Origin of the sequence: Janibacter melonis, assembly GCF_020567375.1 — a bacterium.
Taxonomy (GTDB): domain Bacteria; phylum Actinomycetota; class Actinomycetes; order Actinomycetales; family Dermatophilaceae; genus Marihabitans; species Marihabitans melonis.
On record NZ_JAJBZM010000001.1, the window covers coordinates 1260174 to 1280417 of the forward strand.

At 73.7% G+C, this 20244-nt stretch carries 21 protein-coding genes; 5 read left to right on the top strand and 16 right to left on the bottom strand.

The features are described from left to right. Nucleotides 1–6: 6 nt before the first annotated feature. The 3 genes from LIV55_RS05895 to fabG are packed head-to-tail and all read right to left on the bottom strand — an operon-like array spanning nt 7 to nt 3130. The gene (locus tag LIV55_RS05895; RefSeq protein ID WP_229299502.1) at nt 7–1539 is read right to left on the bottom strand and encodes a class I adenylate-forming enzyme family protein; all 1533 of its coding nucleotides are present in this window, start codon (nt 1537–1539) and stop codon (nt 7–9) included. After that, a complete protein-coding gene (locus tag LIV55_RS05900; protein WP_123092265.1) occupies nt 1536–2354 on the bottom strand; it encodes an SDR family NAD(P)-dependent oxidoreductase in 819 nt (272 codons plus the stop codon). Before LIV55_RS05900 ends, LIV55_RS05895 begins: the two co-directional genes overlap by 4 nt. Before the next feature lie 14 nt (nt 2355–2368). Continuing rightward, nucleotides 2369–3130, bottom strand: a complete 762-nt coding sequence (gene fabG / locus LIV55_RS05905) for a 3-oxoacyl-ACP reductase FabG (RefSeq protein ID WP_123092266.1) — start codon at nt 3128–3130, stop codon at nt 2369–2371. Between the two features lie 114 nt (nt 3131–3244). Between fabG and LIV55_RS05910 the strand changes: the two genes are divergently transcribed. Next, a complete protein-coding gene (locus LIV55_RS05910) occupies nt 3245–3715 on the top strand; it encodes a MaoC family dehydratase (protein WP_068276990.1) in 471 nt (156 codons plus the stop codon). On the opposite strand, the gene LIV55_RS05915 is transcribed toward LIV55_RS05910, so the two are convergent. The 3 genes from LIV55_RS05915 to LIV55_RS05925 are packed head-to-tail and all read right to left on the bottom strand — an operon-like array spanning nt 3705 to nt 6193. Continuing rightward, nucleotides 3705–4211 (bottom strand): thioesterase family protein, encoded by a 507-nt coding sequence (locus LIV55_RS05915; RefSeq protein ID WP_123092267.1) that lies wholly within the window; start codon nt 4209–4211, stop codon nt 3705–3707. The genes LIV55_RS05910 and LIV55_RS05915 overlap by 11 nt on opposite strands. Next, nucleotides 4208–5158 carry an NADPH:quinone oxidoreductase family protein gene (locus LIV55_RS05920; RefSeq protein ID WP_123092268.1) on the bottom strand — a complete coding sequence of 317 codons (951 nt, stop codon included), beginning with the start codon at nt 5156–5158 and terminating at the stop codon, nt 4208–4210. Before LIV55_RS05920 ends, LIV55_RS05915 begins: the two co-directional genes overlap by 4 nt. 33 nt (nt 5159–5191) lie before the next feature. Then, complete coding sequence (locus LIV55_RS05925) at nt 5192–6193, bottom strand: NADP-dependent oxidoreductase (RefSeq protein WP_123092269.1); 1002 nt, start codon at nt 6191–6193, stop codon at nt 5192–5194. Between the two features lie 161 nt (nt 6194–6354). Between LIV55_RS05925 and LIV55_RS05930 the strand changes: the two genes are divergently transcribed. Beyond that, nucleotides 6355–7137 (top strand): SDR family oxidoreductase, encoded by a 783-nt coding sequence (locus LIV55_RS05930; protein WP_229299504.1) that lies wholly within the window; start codon nt 6355–6357, stop codon nt 7135–7137. Between the two features lie 331 nt (nt 7138–7468). Here LIV55_RS05930 and LIV55_RS05935 read toward each other — a convergent pair whose 3' ends face one another. The 4 genes from LIV55_RS05935 to LIV55_RS05950 are packed head-to-tail and all read right to left on the bottom strand — an operon-like array spanning nt 7469 to nt 11153. Further along, nucleotides 7469–8146: a TetR/AcrR family transcriptional regulator gene (locus LIV55_RS05935; protein WP_068277624.1), complete on the bottom strand. Its 678-nt coding sequence runs from the start codon at nt 8144–8146 to the stop codon at nt 7469–7471. A gap of 10 nt (nt 8147–8156) precedes the next feature. Next, nucleotides 8157–9188 (bottom strand): phosphotransferase family protein, encoded by a 1032-nt coding sequence (locus LIV55_RS05940; protein WP_229299506.1) that lies wholly within the window; start codon nt 9186–9188, stop codon nt 8157–8159. A 22-nt stretch (nt 9189–9210) separates the two neighbouring features. Continuing rightward, nucleotides 9211–10434 (bottom strand): acyl-CoA dehydrogenase family protein, encoded by a 1224-nt coding sequence (locus tag LIV55_RS05945; RefSeq protein ID WP_068276973.1) that lies wholly within the window; start codon nt 10432–10434, stop codon nt 9211–9213. 44 nt (nt 10435–10478) lie between these two features. Then, nucleotides 10479–11153, bottom strand: coding sequence for an HAD family hydrolase (locus LIV55_RS05950; protein WP_229299508.1), 675 nt, complete (start codon nt 11151–11153; stop codon nt 10479–10481). Nucleotides 11154–11225: 72 nt separating this feature from the next. Between LIV55_RS05950 and LIV55_RS05955 the strand changes: the two genes are divergently transcribed. Both LIV55_RS05955 and LIV55_RS05960 read left to right on the top strand, forming a co-directional pair. Then, nucleotides 11226–12614, top strand: a complete 1389-nt coding sequence (locus LIV55_RS05955; protein ID WP_229299510.1) for an MFS transporter — start codon at nt 11226–11228, stop codon at nt 12612–12614. Beyond that, a complete protein-coding gene (locus LIV55_RS05960) occupies nt 12611–13426 on the top strand; it encodes an enoyl-CoA hydratase-related protein (RefSeq protein ID WP_123092272.1) in 816 nt (271 codons plus the stop codon). Before LIV55_RS05955 ends, LIV55_RS05960 begins: the two co-directional genes overlap by 4 nt. Before the next feature lie 3 nt (nt 13427–13429). Here LIV55_RS05960 and LIV55_RS05965 read toward each other — a convergent pair whose 3' ends face one another. The 3 genes from LIV55_RS05965 to LIV55_RS05975 are packed head-to-tail and all read right to left on the bottom strand — an operon-like array spanning nt 13430 to nt 15014. Next, nucleotides 13430–14011, bottom strand: coding sequence for a methylated-DNA--[protein]-cysteine S-methyltransferase (locus LIV55_RS05965; RefSeq protein ID WP_229299511.1), 582 nt, complete (start codon nt 14009–14011; stop codon nt 13430–13432). Beyond that, on the bottom strand, nt 14008–14472 hold the full coding sequence (locus LIV55_RS05970; protein WP_123092274.1) for an RNA polymerase sigma factor: 465 nt from the start codon (nt 14470–14472) through the stop codon (nt 14008–14010). The genes LIV55_RS05965 and LIV55_RS05970 overlap by 4 nt, the downstream gene beginning before the upstream one ends. 2 nt (nt 14473–14474) lie before the next feature. Continuing rightward, on the bottom strand, nt 14475–15014 hold the full coding sequence (locus LIV55_RS05975) for a methylated-DNA--[protein]-cysteine S-methyltransferase (protein WP_225985126.1): 540 nt from the start codon (nt 15012–15014) through the stop codon (nt 14475–14477). 99 nt (nt 15015–15113) lie between these two features. Between LIV55_RS05975 and LIV55_RS05980 the strand changes: the two genes are divergently transcribed. Further along, on the top strand, nt 15114–16103 hold the full coding sequence (locus LIV55_RS05980; RefSeq protein ID WP_229299512.1) for an NADPH:quinone oxidoreductase family protein: 990 nt from the start codon (nt 15114–15116) through the stop codon (nt 16101–16103). A gap of 6 nt (nt 16104–16109) precedes the next feature. On the opposite strand, the gene pepN is transcribed toward LIV55_RS05980, so the two are convergent. From pepN to htpX, 3 genes are read right to left on the bottom strand one after another with little or no spacing between them, the layout of a single operon-like run. Continuing rightward, on the bottom strand, nt 16110–18575 hold the full coding sequence (gene pepN, locus LIV55_RS05985; protein WP_123092276.1) for an aminopeptidase N: 2466 nt from the start codon (nt 18573–18575) through the stop codon (nt 16110–16112). Between the two features lie 27 nt (nt 18576–18602). Beyond that, complete coding sequence (locus tag LIV55_RS05990; RefSeq protein ID WP_229299514.1) at nt 18603–19232, bottom strand: class I SAM-dependent DNA methyltransferase; 630 nt, start codon at nt 19230–19232, stop codon at nt 18603–18605. Continuing rightward, the gene (gene htpX, locus LIV55_RS05995; RefSeq protein WP_068276942.1) at nt 19232–20098 is read right to left on the bottom strand and encodes a zinc metalloprotease HtpX; all 867 of its coding nucleotides are present in this window, start codon (nt 20096–20098) and stop codon (nt 19232–19234) included. The genes LIV55_RS05990 and htpX overlap by 1 nt, the downstream gene beginning before the upstream one ends. Nucleotides 20099–20244: the final 146 nt, after the last annotated feature.

Sequence of the window (20244 nt, forward strand, 5' to 3'; positions counted from 1 at the left end):
GGTCGGTCAGGCGGTGGGTGTGCTCGCGCGGGAGGGGCGCTGGCCGCTCCGGGCGATGTCGGTCCGGTCGATGTCGCGCTTGAGGATCTTGCCGGTGGCCCCCTTCGGGAGCTCCTCGACGAGCTGGTAGATGCGCGGCACCTTGTAGGCGGCGAGCCGCTCCTCGAGCCAGGCCCGCAGCTCGGCGGGGTCGAGGGTCGTGCCGTCCTGCGGGGAGATGACGGCGGCGAGCTCCTCGCCGAGCCGCTCGTCGGGCACCCCGATGACGGTGGCCTCGCGGATGCCGGGGTGGCCGTAGAGGACCTCCTCGACCTCGCGGGGGTAGACGTTGTAGCCGCCGCGGATGACGAGGTCCTTCTTGCGGTCGACGATCCACAGGTCGCCGTCCTCGTCCATCCGGCCGATGTCGCCGGTGAGGAACCACTCGCCCGAGCGCACCTCGTCGGTCGCCTCGGGCCGGCCCCAGTACTCGCGCATGACGACCGGGCCGCTGATGGCGACCTCACCGGTCTCTCCGGGCGGCAGCGGGCGACGGTCGTCGTCGAGGACCGCGAGCGCGCACCCGGGCAGGGCCCGGCCGACGCTCATCTCCTTGCGCGGGTGCTCGGCCCGGTTGAAGGTGGCCGCGCCCGTCGTCTCGCTCAGCCCGTAGCCGTCGAGGACCATCGCGCCGAAGCGGTCGCGGAAGGCCTTGGCGACCTCGAGCGGCAGGGCGGCGCCGCCGGAGCAGGCCAGGCGCAGGTCGGCGAGGTCGTCCGCGGTGACGTCGGTGTCGGCGTGGAGCATCGCGTTCCACATCGTCGGCACCCCGGCCACCCCGGTGAGGCGCTGGTCGGCGGCCATCCGCAGCAGGGCCCTCGGCTCGAAGGGGCGCAGCAGCGACAGGCTGCCGCCGGCGGTCCACGTCGTGAACATCACCGCGGCCTGGCCGAAGACGTGGAAGAGCGGCAGCGCCGTGCCCATCCGGTCATCGGCCGTGAGGTCGAGCGCCTCCGCGAGGGCGGCGCCGCACGACAGGAGGTTGCCGTGGGTGAGGACCGCGCCCTTCGGCGTGCCCGTCGTGCCCGAGGTGTAGAGCAGGACCGCAGCGTCGTCGACGCCGGCGGCGGCCGGGTCGATCGCCGGACCCTCGGCCGGGACGGCACCGGGCTCGAGGACCCACAGCGGGATGTCGTTGTCGGCGGCGGTGCGGGTCACGGCCTCGGCGCCCTCGTGCCAGCCGAGGGCGTAGGTGCACCCGGCGTCGCGCACGAAGTGCTCGAGCTCGCGCGGCGTGCACAGCGGGTTGACCGTCACCGCGGTCGCGCCGAGCGCGAGGAGCGCGTGGTAGGTGAGGACGAACTCGGCGCTCGTCGGCACGACGACGAGCACCCGGTCACCGGGGCGGACCCCGCGACGGGCGAGCTCGGCAGCCGCGCCGCGGACCCCTTCGCGCAGCTGGGCGAAGGTCCACGACCGATCGCCCTCGCGCAGCGCGACGGCGTCGGGGCGCTCCTGCGCCCCGGCCCACACGAGCGAGGCGGCGTTCTGCGTGCTCATCGGCCCTCCAGGGTGCGGTTGTAGCGCTGCATGCCACGGATCCAGCGGTCGTGGTCGTCGACCTTGCGCCGCTGGTACTCGGCGACCTCCGCGTGCGGGAGGACGAAGAAGGTCTCGTCCGCGAGCGCGGCGACGACGGCGTCGGCGACGACGAGCGGGTCGAGCACGTCGCCGGCGCCGGTGACGGCCGCGGCGGCGAGGGCTCCCCCGTCACCGGCGTCGGGCGACATGCCGGTGCGCAGCATCTCGGTGTCGACGCCCATCGGGCACAGGCAGCTGACGTGCACGCCCTGGTCGCCGTACGTGATGGCGAGCCACTCGGCGAAGGCGACGGCGCCGTGCTTGCTCACGGAGTAGGTCGCCGACCCGAGCTGGGTGAGCAGGCCCGCGGCCGAGGCGGTGCTGACGAAGCAGCCCTGCCCGCGCTCGACCCACCCGGGCATGAGCTGGCGGGCGGCGCGCACGTGGGCGCGGACGTTGACGTCGAGGGCGAGGTCCCACTGCGCCTCGGTGGCCGACAGGCCGGAGCCGTCGCCGACCCCGGCGTTCGCCGCGTAGATGTCGACGGGCCCGTGGGCCTCCTCGGCGGCGGCGATGCTCGCCGCGATGTCGTCCTCGGACGAGGCGTCGCCGGCGACGGCGACCACCTGCTCGTGACCGAGGTCGCGCAGGCGCTGCGCGCTCGCCTCGAGACGGCTCGCGTCGAGGTCGGTGATGGTGACGGCGGCTCCCCCTTCGAGGAGGCGCTGCGCGAGGGCGGCACCGATGCCGCCCGCGGCGCCGGTGACGACGGCGCTCGTGCCGGAGATGTCCATGACGTCCTCTCCCCTCAGTCGCAGGGTCCGCCGGCGACGTAGAGCACCTGACCGGTCGTGAAGCCGGCGCCCTCGCTGACGAAGAAGGAGGCGGCGTGGGCGATGTCCTCGGGACGGCCGGTGCGGGCCACGGCGGCCTGCGAGGCCGCCGCCTTCTTGAGGTCCTCGAAGTCCATGCCGATGCGCGCCGCGGTCTCGGCGGTCATCTCGGTCTCGATGAAGCCGGGGGCGATCGCGTTGGCGGTGACGCCGAACTTGCCGAGCTCGATGGCGAGGGTCTTGGTGAAGCCCTGCAGACCCGCCTTCGCCGCGGAGTAGTTGACCTGGCCGCGGTTGCCCTGGGCGGAGGTCGAGGAGAGGTTGACGACGCGGCCGAACTTCGCCTGGGTCATGTAGCCCTGGCAGGCCTTGGTCATGAGGAAGGCGCCGCGCAGGTGGACCGCCATGACGGAGTCCCAGTCGGAGAGCTCCATCTTGAAGATGAGGTTGTCGCGGATGATGCCCGCGTTGTTGACGAGCACCGTCGGGGCGCCGAGCTCCTCGGCGACGCGGCGCACGGCGACCTCGACCTGCTCGGGGTCGCTGACGTCGGCACCGACGGCCAGCGCCCGTCCCCCGTCGGCCTCGATCTGCTCGACGACGCCCTGGCAGGCGGACTCGTCGAGGTCGAGGACGGCGACGGCCAGGCCGTCGGAGGCCAGACGGCGGGCGATGCCGGCGCCGATCCCTCGCGCCGCACCGGTGACGACGGCGACGCGCTGCTGCGGGGTGGTCATACGAGCTCCTTCGATCGACGACTGCTGCTCTCGCACCATACTTGAACCCGTCTTCATGTTCAATTACGTTGGCGTCATCACCCATCGGCATCTCGACCCCCTCAAGGAGCACCCATGACCGACATCGCCCAGCGCCGCCCGACGTCCGTGCAGGACCTCAAGGACCTCCTCGGCGTCACCCTCGGCCCGACCCAGTGGCACACGGTCGACCAGGCGAAGATCGACGCCTTCGCCGAGCTCACCGGCGACCACCAGTGGATCCACGTGGACCCCGAGCGCGCGGCCGACAGCCCCTTCGGCTCGACGATCGCGCACGGGCTCTACAGCCTGTCGCGCACCCCGGCCTTCCTCGAGGAGCTCATGGCCTTCGACGGCTTCGCGCACAGCCTCAACTACGGCTACGACCGGGTGCGCTTCATCCACCCGCTGCCCGTCGGCTCGCGGATCCGGCTGCACGCCGAGCTGACGAAGGTGGAGGAGACCAAGCCCGGTCAGGTCAACGTCGTGACGACGCTGACCGTCGAGGCCGAGGGCATCGACAAGCCGATCCTCGTCGCGGAGTCGATCGGTCGCTTCAGCGCCTGACCCCGACGGCCCCGCTCGTCGGGGCCGGCCAGGGCAGCTCCTCGTGGGCCCTCACCGCGTCGTCGATCCTGGCGGCGAGGGTGGGGGCCCACGAGCACGCCCGGCGGGTCGTCAGGTCGACGTGGGCCTCGAGCATCTCGAGGACGTTGACCACCCGTCCGGTCGTGCGGTCGACGACGAAGGACATCGCGTGGAGCACCTTGTCGCCGCGGGCGACCCAGCGCAGGTGCACGCTCACCTCGTCGCCGACGTGGACCTCGTCGAGGTAGCGGATGTGCTGCTCGACGCTGAAGACGCTCTGGCCCGTGGAGGTCCGGTAGTCGTCGTCGAGCCCGATGGCGGTGAGCGCCGCGTGGGCGCCGCGCATGTGCAGGTCGTAGAAGCGGCGCACGTTGACGTGGCCGTTGCCGTCCTGCCACTCCGGGGGCGCGACCTCGACGAGGGCGGCCGGCAGGGCGAGGACGTCCTCGACGGCGGGGCGGGCGACGACGCTCATGGCCGCAGGAGGACCTTGCCGACGACCTGGCGCGTCTCGAGCGAGCGCAGCGCGGCGGAGGCGTCGTCGAGCGGGTGGGTCGAGCCGACGAGGGGGGCGAGGGCGCCGCTGCGCAGGTGCGGGAGCATCGCCTCCCACTCCGTCGCGACGTGGCCGGGACGGGCCAGGGCGTAGGCGCCCCACCCGACGCCGACGGTGTCGACGTTGTTGAGCAGCAGGCGGTTGACCTTGACGGTGGGGATCTCGCCGGCGGTGAAGCCGATGACGAGCAGCCGACCCTGCTCGCGCAGCACCCGCAGCGAGTCGGTGAAGCGGTCGCCGCCCACCGGGTCGACGACGACGTCGACGGTGCGGCCGACCGCCTCGCGGAAGCCGTCGGCGAGGACGACCTCGTCGGCGCCGGCGCGAGTCGCGACCTCGCCCTTCTCGGGGGTGGAGACGACGGCGACGACGCGGCCGGCCCCGAAGGCCTTGGCGACCTGGATCGCCGCGGTGCCGATACCTCCAGCGGCGCCGTGGACGAGCACGCTCTCCCCCTTCGCCAGGCGTCCGCGCTCGACGAGCGCGAAGTAGGCCGTGCAGTAGTTGAAGAGGAAGGCCGCCCCGGCGTCGAGCCCGACCTCGTCGGGCAGGACGAAGGTGAGGTCGGGGCGGGCGAGCACCTCCTGCGCGAAGCCACCGAGCAGGGTGAGCGCGGCGACCCGGTCGCCCTCGCGCAGCCCGCTGCCCTCGGGGGCGGAGATCACCGTGCCGGAGACCTCTGCCCCGGGGACGAAGGGGAGGTCGGGCTTGACCTGGTAGAGACCTCGGGTCTGGAGCAGCTCGGGGAAGGCGACGCCGGCCGCGTGGACGCGGATGCGCACCATCGACTCGTCGTGCGGCTCGGGCAGCTCGACGACCTCGATCGCGTCGGGGCCCTCGAGGGTGGAGATGTGGATTGCGCGCATGGGGTGTCCTGTCGTCGGTCGGTCGGGCGGGTGTCAGACGGCGAGCAGCAGCTTGCCGGTGTTGACCCCGTCGAAGAGGCCGAGGAGGGCCTGCGGGAAGCCGGCCACTCCCCCGTCGAGGGTGGTCTCCGTCGCGACGAGCCGACCCTCGCGGATGAGCTCGGAGATCGCGGCGACGCCCTCGGGGTAGCGCTCGAGGTAGTCCATGACGAGGAAGCCCTGCATCGTCGCGCGGAAGACGAGCAGCGACATGTAGCGCCGCGGGCCCTCGGGCAGGCGCTCCTCGTTGTACGTCGAGATCGCGCCGCAGATCGCGATCCGGGCGCCGCGGGCGAGGTTGGCCAGGGCGGCGTCGAGCAGCTCGCCGCCGACGTTGTCGAAGTAGACGTCGACCCCGTCCGGGGCGGCGCGGCGCACCTGGCGCAGCAGGTCGCCGTCGCGACGGTCGATGACCTCGTGCAGGCCGAGCTCGCGCAGCCAGGCGACCTTGTCCGGTCCGCCGGCGACACCGATGACGCGGCACCCCTTCGCCAGGGCGAGCTGGGCGACGACGCTGCCGACCGCCCCCGCGGCGGCCGAGACGAGGACGGTCTCGCCGGGCTGGGCCCGGCCGACGTCCTCGAGCCCGAAGTAGGCAGTCATGCCCGGCATGCCGAGCGCGCCGAGCCAGGTGGCGAGCGGCGCGACGTCGAGGTCGACCTTCGTCACCCCGCGGCCGTCGGAGAGCGCGTGCTCGCGCACGCCGAAGGTGCCCGTCACCGTGTCGCCGACGGCGAAGTCCTCGTGCTGGCTGGCGACGACCGTGCCCCCGGCGAAGGCCCGCATGACCTCGCCGATGCCGACGGGCGGGATGTAGGAGCGCACGTCGTTGAGCCAGCCGCGCATCGCCGGGTCGAGCGAGATGAGCTCGAGACGCACGACGAGCTCGCCGGGGCCGGGGTCGGGGACCTCGGTGGTCGCGATCTCCCACGTGCTGTCGTCGGGCCGCCCGGCGGGGCGCTGGGCGAGGCGGACCTCCTGCGAGGACCAGGTCATGTCGGCTCCTGCGATGCGTCGGACGGGCGCCGGACGGCGGCCCGCGCTCACCCTCGCAGAATCTGAACCCGAGTTCAACTGATCCTTGAACCCCGATTCAGGTTGAGTTACGGTCCCCGTGACCGGCGCGCACGCGCACCTGCCCAGCCCCAAGGACGCCCATGGACCTCTCCTCGCTCTTTTCCCTCGACGGTCGTGTCGCCCTCGTCACCGGCGGCTCGCGCGGCATCGGCCTGATGATCACCCAGGGCCTGCTCTCGCAGGGTGCGACCGTCTACATCACCGCACGCAAGGCCGAGGCGGCGCAGGCCGCCGCGCAGGAGCTGAGCGCCGAGCACGGCGACGGCCGGTGCGTCGCGCTGCCCGCCGACGTCTCGACGACGGAGGGCATCGCCGGTCTGCTCGCGCAGCTGCGCGAGCACGAGGACCACCTCGACGTCCTCGTCAACAACGCCGGGGCGGCCTGGGCCGAGCCCTTCGACGAGTTCCCCGAGAGCGGCTGGGACAAGGTCATGGACCTCAACGTCCGCACGCCCTTCTTCCTCACCCAGGCGGCCAAGGACCTGCTCCTCGCCGGGCACGCCCGCGGCCATCTCGCGAAGGTCGTCAACATCGCCTCGATCGACGGCCAGTCGCTCAACCCGCTCGAGACGTACTCGTACCACGCGAGCAAGGCGGGGCTGATCCACCTCACCCGCCGGATGGCCGTGCGCCTGGCCCCCGAGGGCATCGTCGTCAGCGCCATCGCGCCCGGCGCCTTCGCGTCCTCGATGAACAAGGAGGCGCGCGACCACGGCGACGAGGTCGCCGGCCAGATCCCCTCGGGCCGCATCGGGCGCCCCGAGGACATGGCCGCCGCCGCGGTCTACCTCGCCTCCGACGCCGGCGACTACGTCGTCGGCGAGACCCTCACCGTCGACGGCGGCGTGACGATCAACCGCTGACGACGAGACGAAGGGGGGTCCGCCGGCTCGGTGGACCCCCTTCGCGCGTCCCGATGTCCGCTCAGCAAGACAAACCCCGGCTCCGCAAGGGTTTCTTTCTCATGCTGACCCGGGGTTTATCGGGTGACCCGAGAAACATGGGGCAGGTGAGGTCTGAGTGGGGCTCGAGGTCTGCGGACGACGACGAAGGGGGGGCCGCCGGCTCACCCAGACCCCCTTCGCGCGTCTGCGTGACCGCTCAGCAAGAGAAACCCCGGCTCCGCACGAGTTTCTTACTCGTGCAGACCCGGGGTTTATCGGGTGACCCGAGAAACTCGGGACAGGTGAGGTCTCAGTCGGCGCGCAGCTCGGGGGAGGTGAGGCCGAGGGCGTTGGTCCACAGGCGGGTGGCGGTCTCGACGAGGTCGTCGACCCGCTCCTCGTCGTCGATGACGAAGACGTCGTAGGCGAGGCGGGCGATCATGCCCGAGAGGGCCTTGGCCGCCATCTCCGGGTCGACCTGGCGGTCGGCGAGGCCGCGGGCCTGGAGGTCGGAGATGGCGCGGGCGTTGCGGGTGACGAAGGCCGCGGACCGGGCCCGGCGCATCTCGCGGAAGCGGGGGTCGACGGCCGAGACCTGCTGGAGCAGCTGGTTGAGCCGGGCGTTGCGGCGGTAGGCCTCGAAGTAGGCGCGGTTGCTCGCCCCGATGATCGCGACCGGGTCGTCGCTCGTCTCGATCCGTCCGGTGCCCGGGTGGAGCATGTCGCTCTGCGCCTCGTGCAGGACCGCCGCGAAGACCTCGTCCTTGCTGTCGAACCACGTGTAGAAGCTGCCGATCGAGCACTTCGCCTCGGCGACGATGTCGACGAGGCGCGAGTCGACGTAGCCGTCGCGCTCGAAGACCGTGCGCGCCGCCCGCACGAGGTTGTCGCGGGTGCGCTGCCCACGCGCGGTCTGCGGCTGGGTGCCCAGGCGCTGCGGGTCGACGAGGTCGGGCACCTCGGTGCCGGTGTCGCTGTCGCCGGGCATGGCGACCACCCTAGTGCTCCTCGTCGAGCACGAGGTGGGCGTAGCTCACGAGCTCGTCGACCGTCTGGGCGGGGATCGCCCCGGCCGCGGTGAGGTTGCGCGGGTCGTCCTGCTGACGGCGGCGCACCCCCTCGAGGATGATCGCGAGCTTCCACAGCCCGAGCCCGTGCCAGAAGGTCACCGCGCCCACGTCGCGCCCGCTGCGCGCCGCGTAGTGCTCGACGAGCTCGTCGCGGGTGGCGAAGCCCGGCACCGTCGAGGCGTCGAAGCGCATCGTCGGCGGGTCGCCGGGCATCGGCCAGTAGGCGAGCAGGGTGCCGAGGTCGGCGAGCGGGTCGCCGAGCGTGCACAGCTCCCAGTCGAGGATCGCGCGGACCGCGGCGTCCCGCGGGTCGATGATGACGTTGCGCAGGTGGCTGTCGCCGTGGACGAGCGCCACCTCGCCCGGGCCGGGGTCGCGCTCGACCAGCCGCTGCGTGAGCGACTCGAGCTCGGGCAGCTCGCGGGTGCGCGAGAGCTCCCACTGCTGCGACCAGCGGCGCAGCTGGCGCGCGCCGTACGGCTTGTGGCTGGCCAGGTCGGCCAGGCCGACGGCCTCGAGGTCGACCTCGTGGATGCTCACGAGGGTCTCGACGAGGCTGAGACCGACCCGGTGACGCGCCTGCGGCGAGAGCAGCTCGGCGTCGGAGCGGTCGTCGAGGACCGCCCCGTCGACGAAGGACACGGCGAGCACCGGCACGTCGGCGACCGCGGGGTCCTCGCACAGCCCGTGCACGACGGGCACGGGCACGTCGGTGCCCTGCAGCGCCGAGAGGATCCGGTGCTCACGGGCCACGTCGTGCGCCGACGCGAGCAGCTCGCCGAGGGGCGGGCGCCGCAGGACGACCCGCTCCCCCGTCGCGTCGGTGACGAGGAAGGTGAGGTTGGACTGGCCGAGACCGACCCGCGCCACCTCCAGCGGCGGGGTCACCCCCGCCCGCTCCTGCAGCCACCGCCCGACGGCCTCGGCGTCGAGACCCTCGACCTCGGCGTGCTCGCTCATCGCGTCCCTCTCGTCCTGCGCCTCAGCGCTTCCGACCCCACTCGGGGCTGCGCCGGCGGTACTCGCGCCGCGCGATGGTCATCTTGTGCACCTCGTCCGGCCCGTCGGCCAGACGCAGCGTACGCATGTGGGCGTACCACATGGCCAGCGGGAAGTCGTCGCTCACGCCACCGCCGCCGTGCACCTGGATCGCCCGGTCGAGGACCTTGAGGGCGACGTTGGGGGCGGCGACCTTGATCGCGGCGATCTCGGTGCGGGCCTGCTGGTTGCCCACGGTGTCCATGAGGTAGGCCGTCTTGAGCGTCAGCAGACGGACCATCTCGATGTCGATGCGCGACTCGGCGACCCAGTCCTGGACGTTGCCGCGGTCGGCGACCGGCTGGCCGAAGGTGACCCGCGACTGGGCCCGGTCGATCATCATGTCGAGCGCGCGCTCGGCGACGCCGATGGCGCGCATGCAGTGGTGGATCCGGCCGGGGCCGAGGCGGGCCTGGCTGATCATGAAGCCGTCGCCCTCGCCGGCGAGCAGCGCCTCGCGGGGCACGCGGACATCCTCGAAGACGACCTCGGCGTGGCCCTCGCGGTCCATGTAGCCGAAGACGGGCAGCCCGCGCACGACGCGCACGCCCGGGGTGTCGAGCGGGACGACCATCATCGACTGCTGGCGGTGGGTCGGGGCGTCCGGGTCGGTCTTGCCCATGACGATGAGCACCTTGCAGTTCTTGTGCAGGGCGTTCGAGGTCCACCACTTGCGGCCGTTGATGACGTACTCGTCGCCGTCGCGGACCATCGAGGTCTCGATGTTCGTCGCGTCCGAGCTCGCGACGGCCGGCTCGGTCATCGCGAAGGCGGAGGCGATCTTGCCGTCGAGGAGCGGGCGCAGCCAGCGCTCCTTGTGCTCGTCGGTGCCGAAGAGCGTGAGCACCTCCATGTTGCCCGTGTCGGGCGCGTTGCAGTTGATCGCCTCGGGCGCGATCTCGAGGCTGCGGCCGGTGATCTCGGCGAGGTGGGCGTACTCGAGGTTGGTCAGGCCCGGGCCCCACTCGGGGTGGGGGTGGAAGAGGTTCCACAGTCCCCGGCTGCGCGCCTCGGCCTTGAGGTCCTCGAGGACCTGCGGGTGGTGGTTGGCGTCGCCGGACGCGGCCATCTGCTCGCGGTAGACCGGCTCGGCCGGGTAGACGTGCTCGTCCATGAAGGCGAGCAGCTTGTCGCGGTACTCCTGGCCGCGCTCGCTGAGTTCGAACATCGTGACCGTCCTTGGGTGTGGTGGGTCGAAGGGGTGTCGCGTGGTCAGGGGGTCGCCGGGACGGGCAGCCCGAGGCTGCGCCGGACCTGCGGGGCGGAGAGCGCGGCGTCGCGGTGGTGGACGCCGAGGACTCCGAGGCGGGCCGCGCCGGCGAGGTTGTGCTCGAGGTCGTCGACGAGCACGCACTCCTCGGGTGCGACGCCGAGCCGCTCGCAGGCGATGGTGTAGATCCGCCGCGAGGGCTTGCGCACGCCGACCCGTCCGGAGATCACGGCGACGTCGAAGAGCTCGTCGAGGTCGACGCGGTCGTAGCAGCCGCTGCCCAGCGAGTTCGACACGAGCGCGACGGGGATGCCGGCGGCCCGGACCTCGCGGACGAGGTCGATCATCGCGGTGTCGAGCTCCATGTGGGCGTCGAGGGTGGCGAGCAGGCTGCGGTCGGGCAGGTGCCCGCCGGCGCGCACGACCGCAGCGCCGAGCGCCTCCTCGAAGCCGGCGTCGTCGAGCCGACCCTCCTCGTGCTCGACGAGCGCGCTGCGCGCCTGCTCGTCCTGCGTGAGCAGGCGCAGGGCCTCCCCCTCCGCCAGCCCGCACTCCTGGCTGAGCGCGGCGAAGGCGTCGAGGACGGGGCTGGTGAGCACGCCGCCGAAGTCGACGAGCAGGGCGGTGCGGGTCACGCCCTCGTCGAGGACGCCTGGGGTGGTCGCGGCGCTCGTCATCGTGTCTCCTTCGCGGTGAGGTGACTCAAGGTATACTTGAACTCTGATTCAGATTCAACTGCGGGAGGTGCGGTGAGCGTCGAGCCCTCGACGTCGGTGCCGGCGCGCCGTGACGGCCTGGCGACGGCCCTCGCCGTGCTCTTCGGCGTCACCGGTCTGGGCAGCGCGGCCGTCGCCGTCGTCCTGCCGGTCCTCGCCGCGGACCTCGACCTCACCCCGGGCCGGGCGACCCTCGTCGTCAGCTGCTACTCCCTCGCCCTCGCCGTCGGCAGCGCCGTGTACGGCCGGCTCGGCGACATCCTCGGCATCCGCGGGCCGCTCGTCGTCGGCCTCGCGATCATGGTCACCGCCGCGTGCGCCGGGGCCCTCACCGACTCGCTGCCCGCCCTCGTCGCGGCCCGGGCGCTGCAGGGCCTGGGCGCCGCCGCGGTCCCGGCGCTGACCCTCGCCGCGGTCCAGGCAGTCTTCGAGGGGGACTCGCGGGCCCGGGCGATGGCGACCTACGCGGCGGTCGGTGCGACGGTCAACGCGCTCGGACCGGTCGTCGGCGCGATGCTCGTCGAGCCGCTCGGCTGGCGGCCGGTCGTCGCGATCCCCGTCGCCACCCTCCTCCTGCTCCCCGTCGTCTGGCGCGACCTGCCGACCCGCCGCCAGCCCGGCGCCACCCTCGACGCCGTGGGGGCCGCGCTCGTCGCCGTCGCCGCCGTCGGGGCCGTGCTCGCGCTCCAGGCCGCGACGCTCGGCGTCGTCGTCGCCCTCGTCGGCCTGGTCTGCCTCGTCGTCGCCCTGCCGGTCGTCGTCCTGCGCTCGCGGCGGCGCCCGGACGGCATCGTCCCGGCCGTGATGATCGCCGACCCCGCGTCCCGGCGCAGCCTCATCACCGCGATCAGCCTGTCGTCGGCGTGGTTCGGGATGCTCGTCGCGGTCCCGACGACGCTCGTCGGCGAGGGGTGGTCCGGCGTCTCCGTCGGACTGCTCCTCGTGCCGTGCGCGGCGGCCGGCCTCGTCGCCCCGCGGATCACCGGGCCGGCGCTCGTGCGTCTCGGCCCGGCGCGGGGCCAGCTCGTCGCGACCCTCGGCACCGCCCTCGCGCTGCTCCTCGCCACGCTCGGCGTCGGCCTCGTCTCCCCCGCCCCGCTCGTCGCCGCGACCGTCGTGCTCATCGTCTCCTTCGGCCTGGGCCAGCCCGCGATGACGACGCTCGTCGCCGACGCCGTCCCGCTCGCCTCGCGCGGCGGCGCCCTCGGGCTGCTCACCCTCGTCTTCCTCATGGGCGGCAGCCTCGGCGCGGCCGCCGTCGGCGGGCTCGGCGACGCGATCGGGCTCACCTGGGCCCTGCTCGTCGTCACCGTCCTGCCGCTGAGCGCCGCCCTCGCCTTCGCCACCCTGCCCACTACCCGACCCGACCGGCCCGCGGACCCGCCGCGCGCCGGCCCCTCCCCGACCCAGGAGATCTCGTGACCCAGACCGACACCGACCACGTCCTGCTCGACCTCGCCGACGGGGTCGCGACGATCACCCTCAACCGGCCCGACCGGCGCAACGCGATGTCGACGGCGATGATCGAGCGCCTCGGCGAGCTGCTCGAGCAGGCCGAGTCCGACCCCGCGGTCCGCGTCGTCGTCCTCACCGGCGCCGGGCGCGCCTTCTGCGCGGGCGGCGACGTCCAGCAGTTCGACGAGGACGGGGGCGAAGGGGGCGGCGCGAGCGAGGTCGACGAGGAGGCCGTCGCGGCGCAGATCCGCCACCAGGAGGCCACCGTCGGGCGCATCCACGCCTACGCGAAGCCCGTCATCGCCTCGCTGCCGGGCGCGGCCGCCGGCGCGGGACTGGGTCTCGCCCTGGCCGCCGACCTGCGCATCGGCACCCCGCGCACCGTCATCGCGACCGCCTTCGCCACCGTCGCGCTCTCGGGCGACTTCGGGGTCGCGTGGCTGCTCGACCGGCTCGTCGGCCCCGCGCACGCCCGCGAGCTCATGCTGCTCAACCCGCGCCTGGACGCCCAGGCCTGCTCCGACCTCGGGCTGCTCACCCAGGTCGTGCCCGAGGACGAGCTCGAGGCCGCGACGGCGCAGCTCGCCCGGCGGCTCGCCGACGGGCCGGCGCTCGCCCTCGCCCACATCCGCAGCAACCTGCGCGAGGTGCCGACCCAGAGCCTCACCGAGGCCATGCGCACCGAGGTGCGCCGGCACAAGGAGACGGGGCTGACCGCCGACCACGTCGAGGCGGCCCGCGCCTTCGTCGAGAAGCGTCCCCCCGTCTTCGGGCGCTGAGCCTCAGGCCTCGAGGGCGAGCAGGTCGCGCTTGGCCTGCTCGCCGCCGCGGTAGCGACCGGTGCCCCCGTCGGAGCGCACCACCCGGTGGCAGGGCAGGACGAGCGGCAGCGGGTTCGTCGCGCACGCCGTGCCGACGGCGCGCACCGCCCGCGGCCGGCCGACGAGGCCGGCGACCTCGCCGTAGGACGCAGTCCGGCCGTACCCGATCCGGGGCAGGGCCGAGACGACCTCGCCGCGGAAGCCGGTCGCGAGCGAGAGGTCGAGGGCGAGCTCGAAGACCTCGCGCCGCCCGTCGAGGTACTCCTCGACCTGCTGGGCGGCGATGTCGAGACGGCCCGGGCTGCGCAGCACCCGGGGACTGACCCGTGTCGCGACGTCGACGAGCACGGCCTCCTCGCCCTCGGTCGCACCGAAGCCGATCCGCACGAGCCCGCGCGCGGTGGCGGCGAGGACGAGCGGGCCGAGCCGGCTGTCGACGACGCGGTAGGCGACGTCGAGGTCGCCCGTGCGACCGGCGCGGGTGACCAGACGCGAGTGGAGACGGTCCATCGTCTCGGCGTCGACCTGAGGGGTGGTGCTCATCGGATCTCCTTGGCTCGCAGCGAGCGCAGCCCGTCGGAGGCGGCCCGTCGGGCCGCGGCCTCGGTGCCGCCGGTGAGAGAGGCGATCTGCGCGAAGGCGAGACCGCCGAGGTAGCGGTAGGTGATGACCTGGCGCTGCTTGGTCGGCAGCTCCGCGACGTGACGCCACACCCCTTCGTCCCGCGGCTCCACGGGCGGCAGCGCGATCTCGGGCAGCCGCTCGGAGGGCGCCGCCCGGCGGGCCCGGGCGCGCAGCTGGTCGAGGCACTTGCGGCGGGCGACGACGGTGAGCCAGGCCCGGGGGTCGAGGTCGTCGGGCAGGTCGGGCCAGGCCCGCAGGGCCGCGAGGAAGGTCTCGCTCCACGCGTCCTCGGCCTCGCTGCCGCCGACGATCGCGGCGCAGACGTGCAGGACGTGGGGGCCGTGCTCGCGCACGACGGCCTCGAAGGGGGTGGTCGCCATGGTCAGAAGAGTGCCCCACGCGAGGCGGGGCCCGGCTCCTCGAGCTCGAGGAGCGCCCGCTTGCGCTCGATGCCGCCCGCGTACCCGGTGAGGCTGCCGTCGCTGCCGACGACGCGGTGGCACGGGACGACGACGGAGACCGGGTTGGCCCCGACGGCCCGGCCGACGGGCTGCGCCGAGGTGCCCAGCCGGGCGGCGATCTGCCCGTAGGTCGTCCGCTCGCCGTAGCCGATCTCGCGCAGCACCGCCCAGACCCTGCGGTAGAAGTCGCCGCCGCGCAGCTCGACCGGCAGGTCGAAGTCGCGCCGCTCCCCGGCGAGGTACTCCTGCAGCTGGCGCGCCGTCTCGGCGACGAGCGGCTCGCCCGTGCGGCGCGGCCCGAAGGTCGCGACGTCGGGCAGGGTCCAGTGCCCCGGGAAGTAGATGCCGAGCAGCACGTCGTGCTCGTCCGCGGCGCCGTCGGCGACCGTGCCGACGACGACGGTCAGCTCGCCGAGACCGGTCCGGACGAGCTCGTGGCGCACCTGCCCCGTCGTGGTCATGGTGGTGATCATGCCCCCAGGACGTCCGTCCGCCCGGATGTGTGAGATCGACCGCGCCCGGGGGCGTCGGCGGGGTCGCCGCGGCTAGCGTCGCGGCCCATGAGCATGCGCGCGTGGCAGGTCGTCCGGCACGGCACCCCGGCGGAGGCGCTGCACCTCGGCGAGGTGGCCGTGCCCGACCCCGGGCCGGGTCAGGTGCGGGTCGCGGTGCGTGCCGCGGCGGTGAACTTCGCCGACACCCTCCTGTGCTCGGGCGAGTACCAGGTGCGCCCCGAGCTGCCCTTCGTGCCGGGCCTGGAGGTGTGCGGCGTCGTCACGGCGGTGGGCGAAGGGGTGAGCACCCCCGCCGTCGGCGACCGCGTCCTCGGCATGACCGCGCTGCCGCACGGGGGCTTCGCCGACGAGGCGCTCATGGACGCGGCGACCGCGTACCCGGCCCCGGCCTCGCTCACCGACGCCCAGGCGGCAGCCTTCGTCATCAGCCATCACACCGGGTGGCTCGCGCTGCACCGGCGCGCGGCGATCCGACCCGGCGAGCACCTGCTCGTGCACGCCGCGACCGGCGGTGTCGGGTCAGCCGCGGTCCAGCTCGGGCGGGCGGCCGGCGCGCACGTCATCGGGGTCGTCGGCGGGCCGCAGAAGGCCGACCTCGCCCGGCGGGTCGGGTGCGACGTCGTCGTCGACCGGCGCAGCGAGGACGTCGCGGCCGCCGTGCTCGAGGCGACCGGCGGGCACGGCGCCGACGTCGTCTACGACCCGGTCGGCGGGCCGGCCTTCGAGGCGAGCACGCACTGCGTGGCGCTCGAGGGCAGGATCCTCGTCGTCGGCTTCGCCTCCGGCACGCGCCAGCAGGCGCGGCTGAACCACGCGCTCGTCAAGGGCTACTCGGTCCTCGGTCTGAACGTCGGTCGCTACCGCGAGGAGCTGCCCGACGTCGTGCGCTCATGCCACGCCGCGCTCGTCGAGATCGCCGACGCCGGCCACCTCGACCCGCTCGTCGGGACGGCTCACCCCTTCGCCGAGGTGCCGCAGGCGCTCGCCGCGATCGCCGGCGGCACGACGAGCGGACGCCCCGTCGTCGTGCCCTGAGCCGGGTCAGGCGCCGTAGCGCGCCCGGGAGCGCACGACCTCCTCGAGCTGCGACTGCTGGTCGACGACCGCACGCCGCACCGTCGGGTCGAGGTCGTCGCGCGCGAGGCAGGCCTGCGAGAGGGCGAGGGTCTCGGGCGTGCCGAAGCGCGAGGGGTAGGCGATCGAGGCGACCCGGGCGAGCGCGCTGTCGCCGAGGTGGCCGGCCATCGCCGGCACGTCCTCGAAGTACCGCGCGACGTAGGGCTCGACGAGGGAGCGGTCCGCCGGCCCCCAGAAGCCGGACGCGACCGCGACGAGCTCGTAGTTGCTCAGCGAGCGGTCGGTCGTCAGGGACGCCCAGGCCTGCGCCTTCGCCTCCGGGGTCGGGATCGCCGCACGCGCCGTGAGGGCACCGAGGTTGCCCGCCATCGTGCGGTCCTGCTCCTGTGCCGCCGCGACGCCGTCGGCGTCGAGCAGGCCGCGGCGGGCGAGCTGGCCGAGGACCACCCAGCGCAGGTCGGCGTCGTCCTCGAGCCCCTGCGGCAGGCCCTCGCCGTCGGCCCACGGGCGCAGCCGGCCCTCGACGTCGTCGGTGGTGCGGGCGACGAGCCGGGCCGCGTGCAGGGCGCGGCTGCTGCCCGGCTCGGCGTCGGCGAGGATGCGCTCGCCGAGAGCGGCCATGCGGGCACGGGCCGGGGCCTCCTCGGCCGGCGGCAGGTAGGAGCGCACGACCGTGCCGGTGAGGTGCATGCCCACCGAGGCGAGGACCGAGTCGTCGCTCTCGTGCGGCAGCGCGACCTCGGCGAGGTCGACGAGCAGGCGCGGGTCGACGAGGCCGAGGGCGAGCTGGTCGCGCAGCCCGACCCAGACGACCGCGCGGGTCTGCGCGTCGGTGACCGCCGGCAGCTCGCTCGTCAGGGCCGCCAGGCTGCGCTCGTCGAGCAGCCCGGTCGCCCAGGTGAGGTCGGCGGCGTTGGGCACGACGAGCGGCGCCGTCGTGTCGAGACCGGGCAGCGGGGTGGCGTCGTCGGTCGCCGTGAGCTCGACGCGCGAGGTGAGCGACCCGCCGCTCCACGTCGCGACGTCGAGGGCGTGCGGGCGCTGCGCCGGCTGCTCGGCGGGCGGCGTGCGCACGAGCTGCGCGGTGGCCCGGTCGACGGCGAGCGCGTCGACCCCGGCGGTGCTCAGCCAGGCCTGCGCCCAGTCGGCGAGCGAGCGGCCCGACGCGCGCTCCATCGCGGCGAGGAAGTCGGCGAGCTCGCCGTTGCCGAAGGCGTGGGCGCCGAGGTAGTCACGGATCCCCGCGAGGAAGGCGTCGTCGCCGATGTAGGCGATGAGCTGACGGATGACGGCGGCCCCCTTCGCGTAGGAGATGCCGTCGAAGTTCGCGAGCGCGGAGCGGGCGTCGGGGGCGGGCGACCCGGCGACCGGGTGGGTCGACGGGGAGCGCTCGGCGGCGTAGCCCCACGCCTTGCGGGTGGCGGTCGAGTCGACCCAGGCGTCCTCGAAGTCGGTCGCGGCGACGAGGCAGCGGTGCGCCATGTACTCGGCGAAGGACTCGTTGAGCCACAGGTCGTCCCACCACCGCATCGTCACGAGGTCGCCGAACCACATGTGCGCCATCTCGTGGCTGATGGTGTTCGAGCGGGTGAGGACCTCGCTGCGGCTCGCGGCGCCCCGGAAGAGGTAGGAGTCGCGGAAGACGACGCACCCCGGGTTCTCCATCGCCCCGGCGTTGAACTCGGGCGCGAAGACCTGGTCGTAGTCGTCGAAGGGGTAGCGGATGCCGAAGATCGAGTGGAAGTAGTCGAAGCTCGCGCGGGTCACCTCGAGCATCTGCGGGGCGTGCCGCTCGAGCTCGGCGCGCAGCGAGGCGCGGCCGTGCAGGCCGAGCCGGATGCCGTCGTGCTCGGCCGTGACGCTGGCGTAGGGCCCGGCGCACACGGAGACGAAGTACGTCGCGAGCGGCTGGGTGCGACGCAGGTGCCACACCCCCTCGACGAGCGTCGCCCGGCCGTTGCCGATGACGCTCCAGCCCTGCGGGGCGCGCACGGTCATCGTGTACGGAGCCTTGAGGTCGGGCTGGTCGACGCACGCGAAGACCGTCGGCGCCGCGTCGAGGAAGAGGTGTCCGTAGACGTAGTCCTGCCCGTCCGCCGGGTCGGTCGCGCGGTGCAGGCCCTCGCCGTCGTGGCTGAAGGCCATCGTCGCCTCGACCTCGACGACGTGGTCGCCGGCGGTGAGGGTCAGCGGGTAGCGGCGCTCGGCCTGGAGCGCGACGTCGAGCTCGACGCCGTCGAGCCGGATCGCGTGCAGGCTCACCGGGTCGACGTCGACGAAGGTCTGCCCGTCGCCGCTCGCCCGCAGGTGCAGCCGGGTGACCGACCCGAAGTGCTCGGCCCCCTGGTCGAGGTCGAGGTCGACCTCCATGTCGGTGACCTGCAGCAGGTCGGCACGGGCTCGGGCTTCGGCGAGGGTCAGCGAGGGCACGGGCCCATCGTGTCAGGCGGGCACGGGTCAGGCGGGCGCGCGCGCCACGAGGAGGAAGAGCGGGTACTCGCGCTCGTGGCCCGGCTCCCCCTTCGTCATCGTCGTCGCGGTGCTCGTCGAGACCTCGACGAAGCCGGCCTCGCGGACCGTCGCCTCGAGCTCGGCGCGCTCGAAGCCGGTGTGACCGGCGAAGCCCTCGCCGTGGAAGCTGCCGTCCTCGCGGTCGAGGTCGGACACGGCGAGCCACCCGCCGGGCACGGTGAGCTCGCGCAGCGCGCGGAGCACGGCCGGCACGTCGCTCACGTGGTGCAGGGCCTGGAGGCTGACGACGACGTCGTAGCGCTCGTGCGGCATGGGGTCGGTGAGCAGGTCGAGCCGCACGGCGCGGACGTCACCGGTGATCTCGCCCGTCGCGACCCGCTCCTGGGTGAGCCGCGTCATGCCCTCGGAGGCGTCGGCGAGGGTGATCGAGGCGACCCGGTCGGCCAGGGCGCGGCCGAGCAGCCCGGTGCCGGCGCCGTAGTCGAGCAGCCGTTCGTCCCCGCGCAGCGGCACCGCCGTGACGACGGCCTCGGCGACCCGCTGCGCGCGGGCCACCTTGTCGGGCTGGTCCCACTGCGCGGCCTGCTCGTCGAAGTACGCGCTGTCGTAGCCCATCAGCGGATGTCGTGCCCGTAGGCCATGGCCTCGAGCCGCGCGATGCGGTCCTTCATCGGGGGGTGGGTCGCGAAGAAGCGCGAGACGTCGCCGGCGCGGAAGGGGTTGGCGATCATGAGGTGCGAGCTGCTCTGCAGCTGCGGGGTGGGCTGCAGCGGGGCCTGGGCGACGCCGGACTCGAGCTTCCGCAGCGCGGAGGCGAGTGCGAGAGGGTCGCCGGTGAGGCGCGCCCCGTCCTCGTCGGCGTCGTACTCGCGGGTGCGGGTGATCGCCATCTGGATGAGCATCGCGGCGAAGGGGGCGAGCAGCGCCATCGCGATCATCGCGATCGGGTTGGGCCGGTCCTCGTCGCTGCCGCCCCCGCCGAAGAAGAGGGCGAACTGCGCGACCGAGGAGATGACCCCGGCGAGCGCCGCGGCGACCGAGCCGGTGAGGATGTCGCGGTTGTACACGTGCATGAGCTCGTGGCCGAGGACACCGCGCAGCTCGCGCTCGTCGAGGAGGTGCAGGATCCCCTCGGTGCAGCACACGGCGGCGTTCTTGGGGTTGCGGCCGGTGGCGAAGGCGTTCGGCGCGGCCGTCGGCGAGATGTACAGGCGCGGCATCGGCTGGTTCGCGCGCTGCGAGAGCTCGGCGACGATGCGGTGCATCTCGGGGGCCTCCTGCGGCGAGACCTGCCGGGCGCGCATCGAGCGGATGGCGATCTTGTCGGAGTTCCAGTACCCGACGAAGGTCATGACGACGCCGACCATCGCGAAGAGCCAGATGAAGCGGCCGCCCCCGACGAGCCCGCCCATGAGCAGCAGCAGCGCCCAGATCACGCCGAAGAGGGCGGCGGTCTTCAGCCCGTTGTAGTGCTTGTGCATACCCGGTCAACGCCGCTCGACCGGCGGAAAGTTCCCCGGTCCCCGTCGTCAGGTCACGAGGAGGTCACGATCGCCGACCGGTGTGGTGGCCCCCCTCGTGCGCCACTACCTTCCGAGCCACGACCGGTCAGCGTGGCCCGGTCGAC

What these genes read in the sequence shown, in the direction of transcription:
- LIV55_RS05980 (WP_229299512.1), top strand. Translation starts at nt 15,114, where the DNA reads ATGAGCATGCGCGCGTGGCAGGTCGTCCGGCACGGCACCCCGGCGGAG.
- LIV55_RS05940 (WP_229299506.1), bottom strand. Translation starts at nt 9,188, where the DNA reads ATGAGCGAGCACGCCGAGGTCGAGGGTCTCGACGCCGAGGCCGTCGGG.
- LIV55_RS05990 (WP_229299514.1), bottom strand. Translation starts at nt 19,232, where the DNA reads ATGGGCTACGACAGCGCGTACTTCGACGAGCAGGCCGCGCAGTGGGAC.
- LIV55_RS05925 (WP_123092269.1), bottom strand. Translation starts at nt 6,193, where the DNA reads ATGACCTGGTCCTCGCAGGAGGTCCGCCTCGCCCAGCGCCCCGCCGGG.
- LIV55_RS05975 (WP_225985126.1), bottom strand. Translation starts at nt 15,014, where the DNA reads ATGACCACGACGGGGCAGGTGCGCCACGAGCTCGTCCGGACCGGTCTC.
- LIV55_RS05935 (WP_068277624.1), bottom strand. Translation starts at nt 8,146, where the DNA reads ATGCCCGGCGACAGCGACACCGGCACCGAGGTGCCCGACCTCGTCGAC.
- LIV55_RS05900 (WP_123092265.1), bottom strand. Translation starts at nt 2,354, where the DNA reads ATGGACATCTCCGGCACGAGCGCCGTCGTCACCGGCGCCGCGGGCGGC.
- fabG (WP_123092266.1), bottom strand. Translation starts at nt 3,130, where the DNA reads ATGACCACCCCGCAGCAGCGCGTCGCCGTCGTCACCGGTGCGGCGCGA.
- LIV55_RS05970 (WP_123092274.1), bottom strand. Translation starts at nt 14,472, where the DNA reads ATGGCGACCACCCCCTTCGAGGCCGTCGTGCGCGAGCACGGCCCCCAC.
- LIV55_RS05950 (WP_229299508.1), bottom strand. Translation starts at nt 11,153, where the DNA reads ATGACGAGCGCCGCGACCACCCCAGGCGTCCTCGACGAGGGCGTGACC.
- LIV55_RS05915 (WP_123092267.1), bottom strand. Translation starts at nt 4,211, where the DNA reads ATGAGCGTCGTCGCCCGCCCCGCCGTCGAGGACGTCCTCGCCCTGCCG.
- LIV55_RS05910 (WP_068276990.1), top strand. Translation starts at nt 3,245, where the DNA reads ATGACCGACATCGCCCAGCGCCGCCCGACGTCCGTGCAGGACCTCAAG.
- LIV55_RS05930 (WP_229299504.1), top strand. Translation starts at nt 6,355, where the DNA reads ATGGACCTCTCCTCGCTCTTTTCCCTCGACGGTCGTGTCGCCCTCGTC.
- LIV55_RS05920 (WP_123092268.1), bottom strand. Translation starts at nt 5,158, where the DNA reads ATGCGCGCAATCCACATCTCCACCCTCGAGGGCCCCGACGCGATCGAG.
- LIV55_RS05945 (WP_068276973.1), bottom strand. Translation starts at nt 10,434, where the DNA reads ATGTTCGAACTCAGCGAGCGCGGCCAGGAGTACCGCGACAAGCTGCTC.
- LIV55_RS05965 (WP_229299511.1), bottom strand. Translation starts at nt 14,011, where the DNA reads ATGAGCACCACCCCTCAGGTCGACGCCGAGACGATGGACCGTCTCCAC.
- LIV55_RS05895 (WP_229299502.1), bottom strand. Translation starts at nt 1,539, where the DNA reads ATGAGCACGCAGAACGCCGCCTCGCTCGTGTGGGCCGGGGCGCAGGAG.
- htpX (WP_068276942.1), bottom strand. Translation starts at nt 20,098, where the DNA reads ATGCACAAGCACTACAACGGGCTGAAGACCGCCGCCCTCTTCGGCGTG.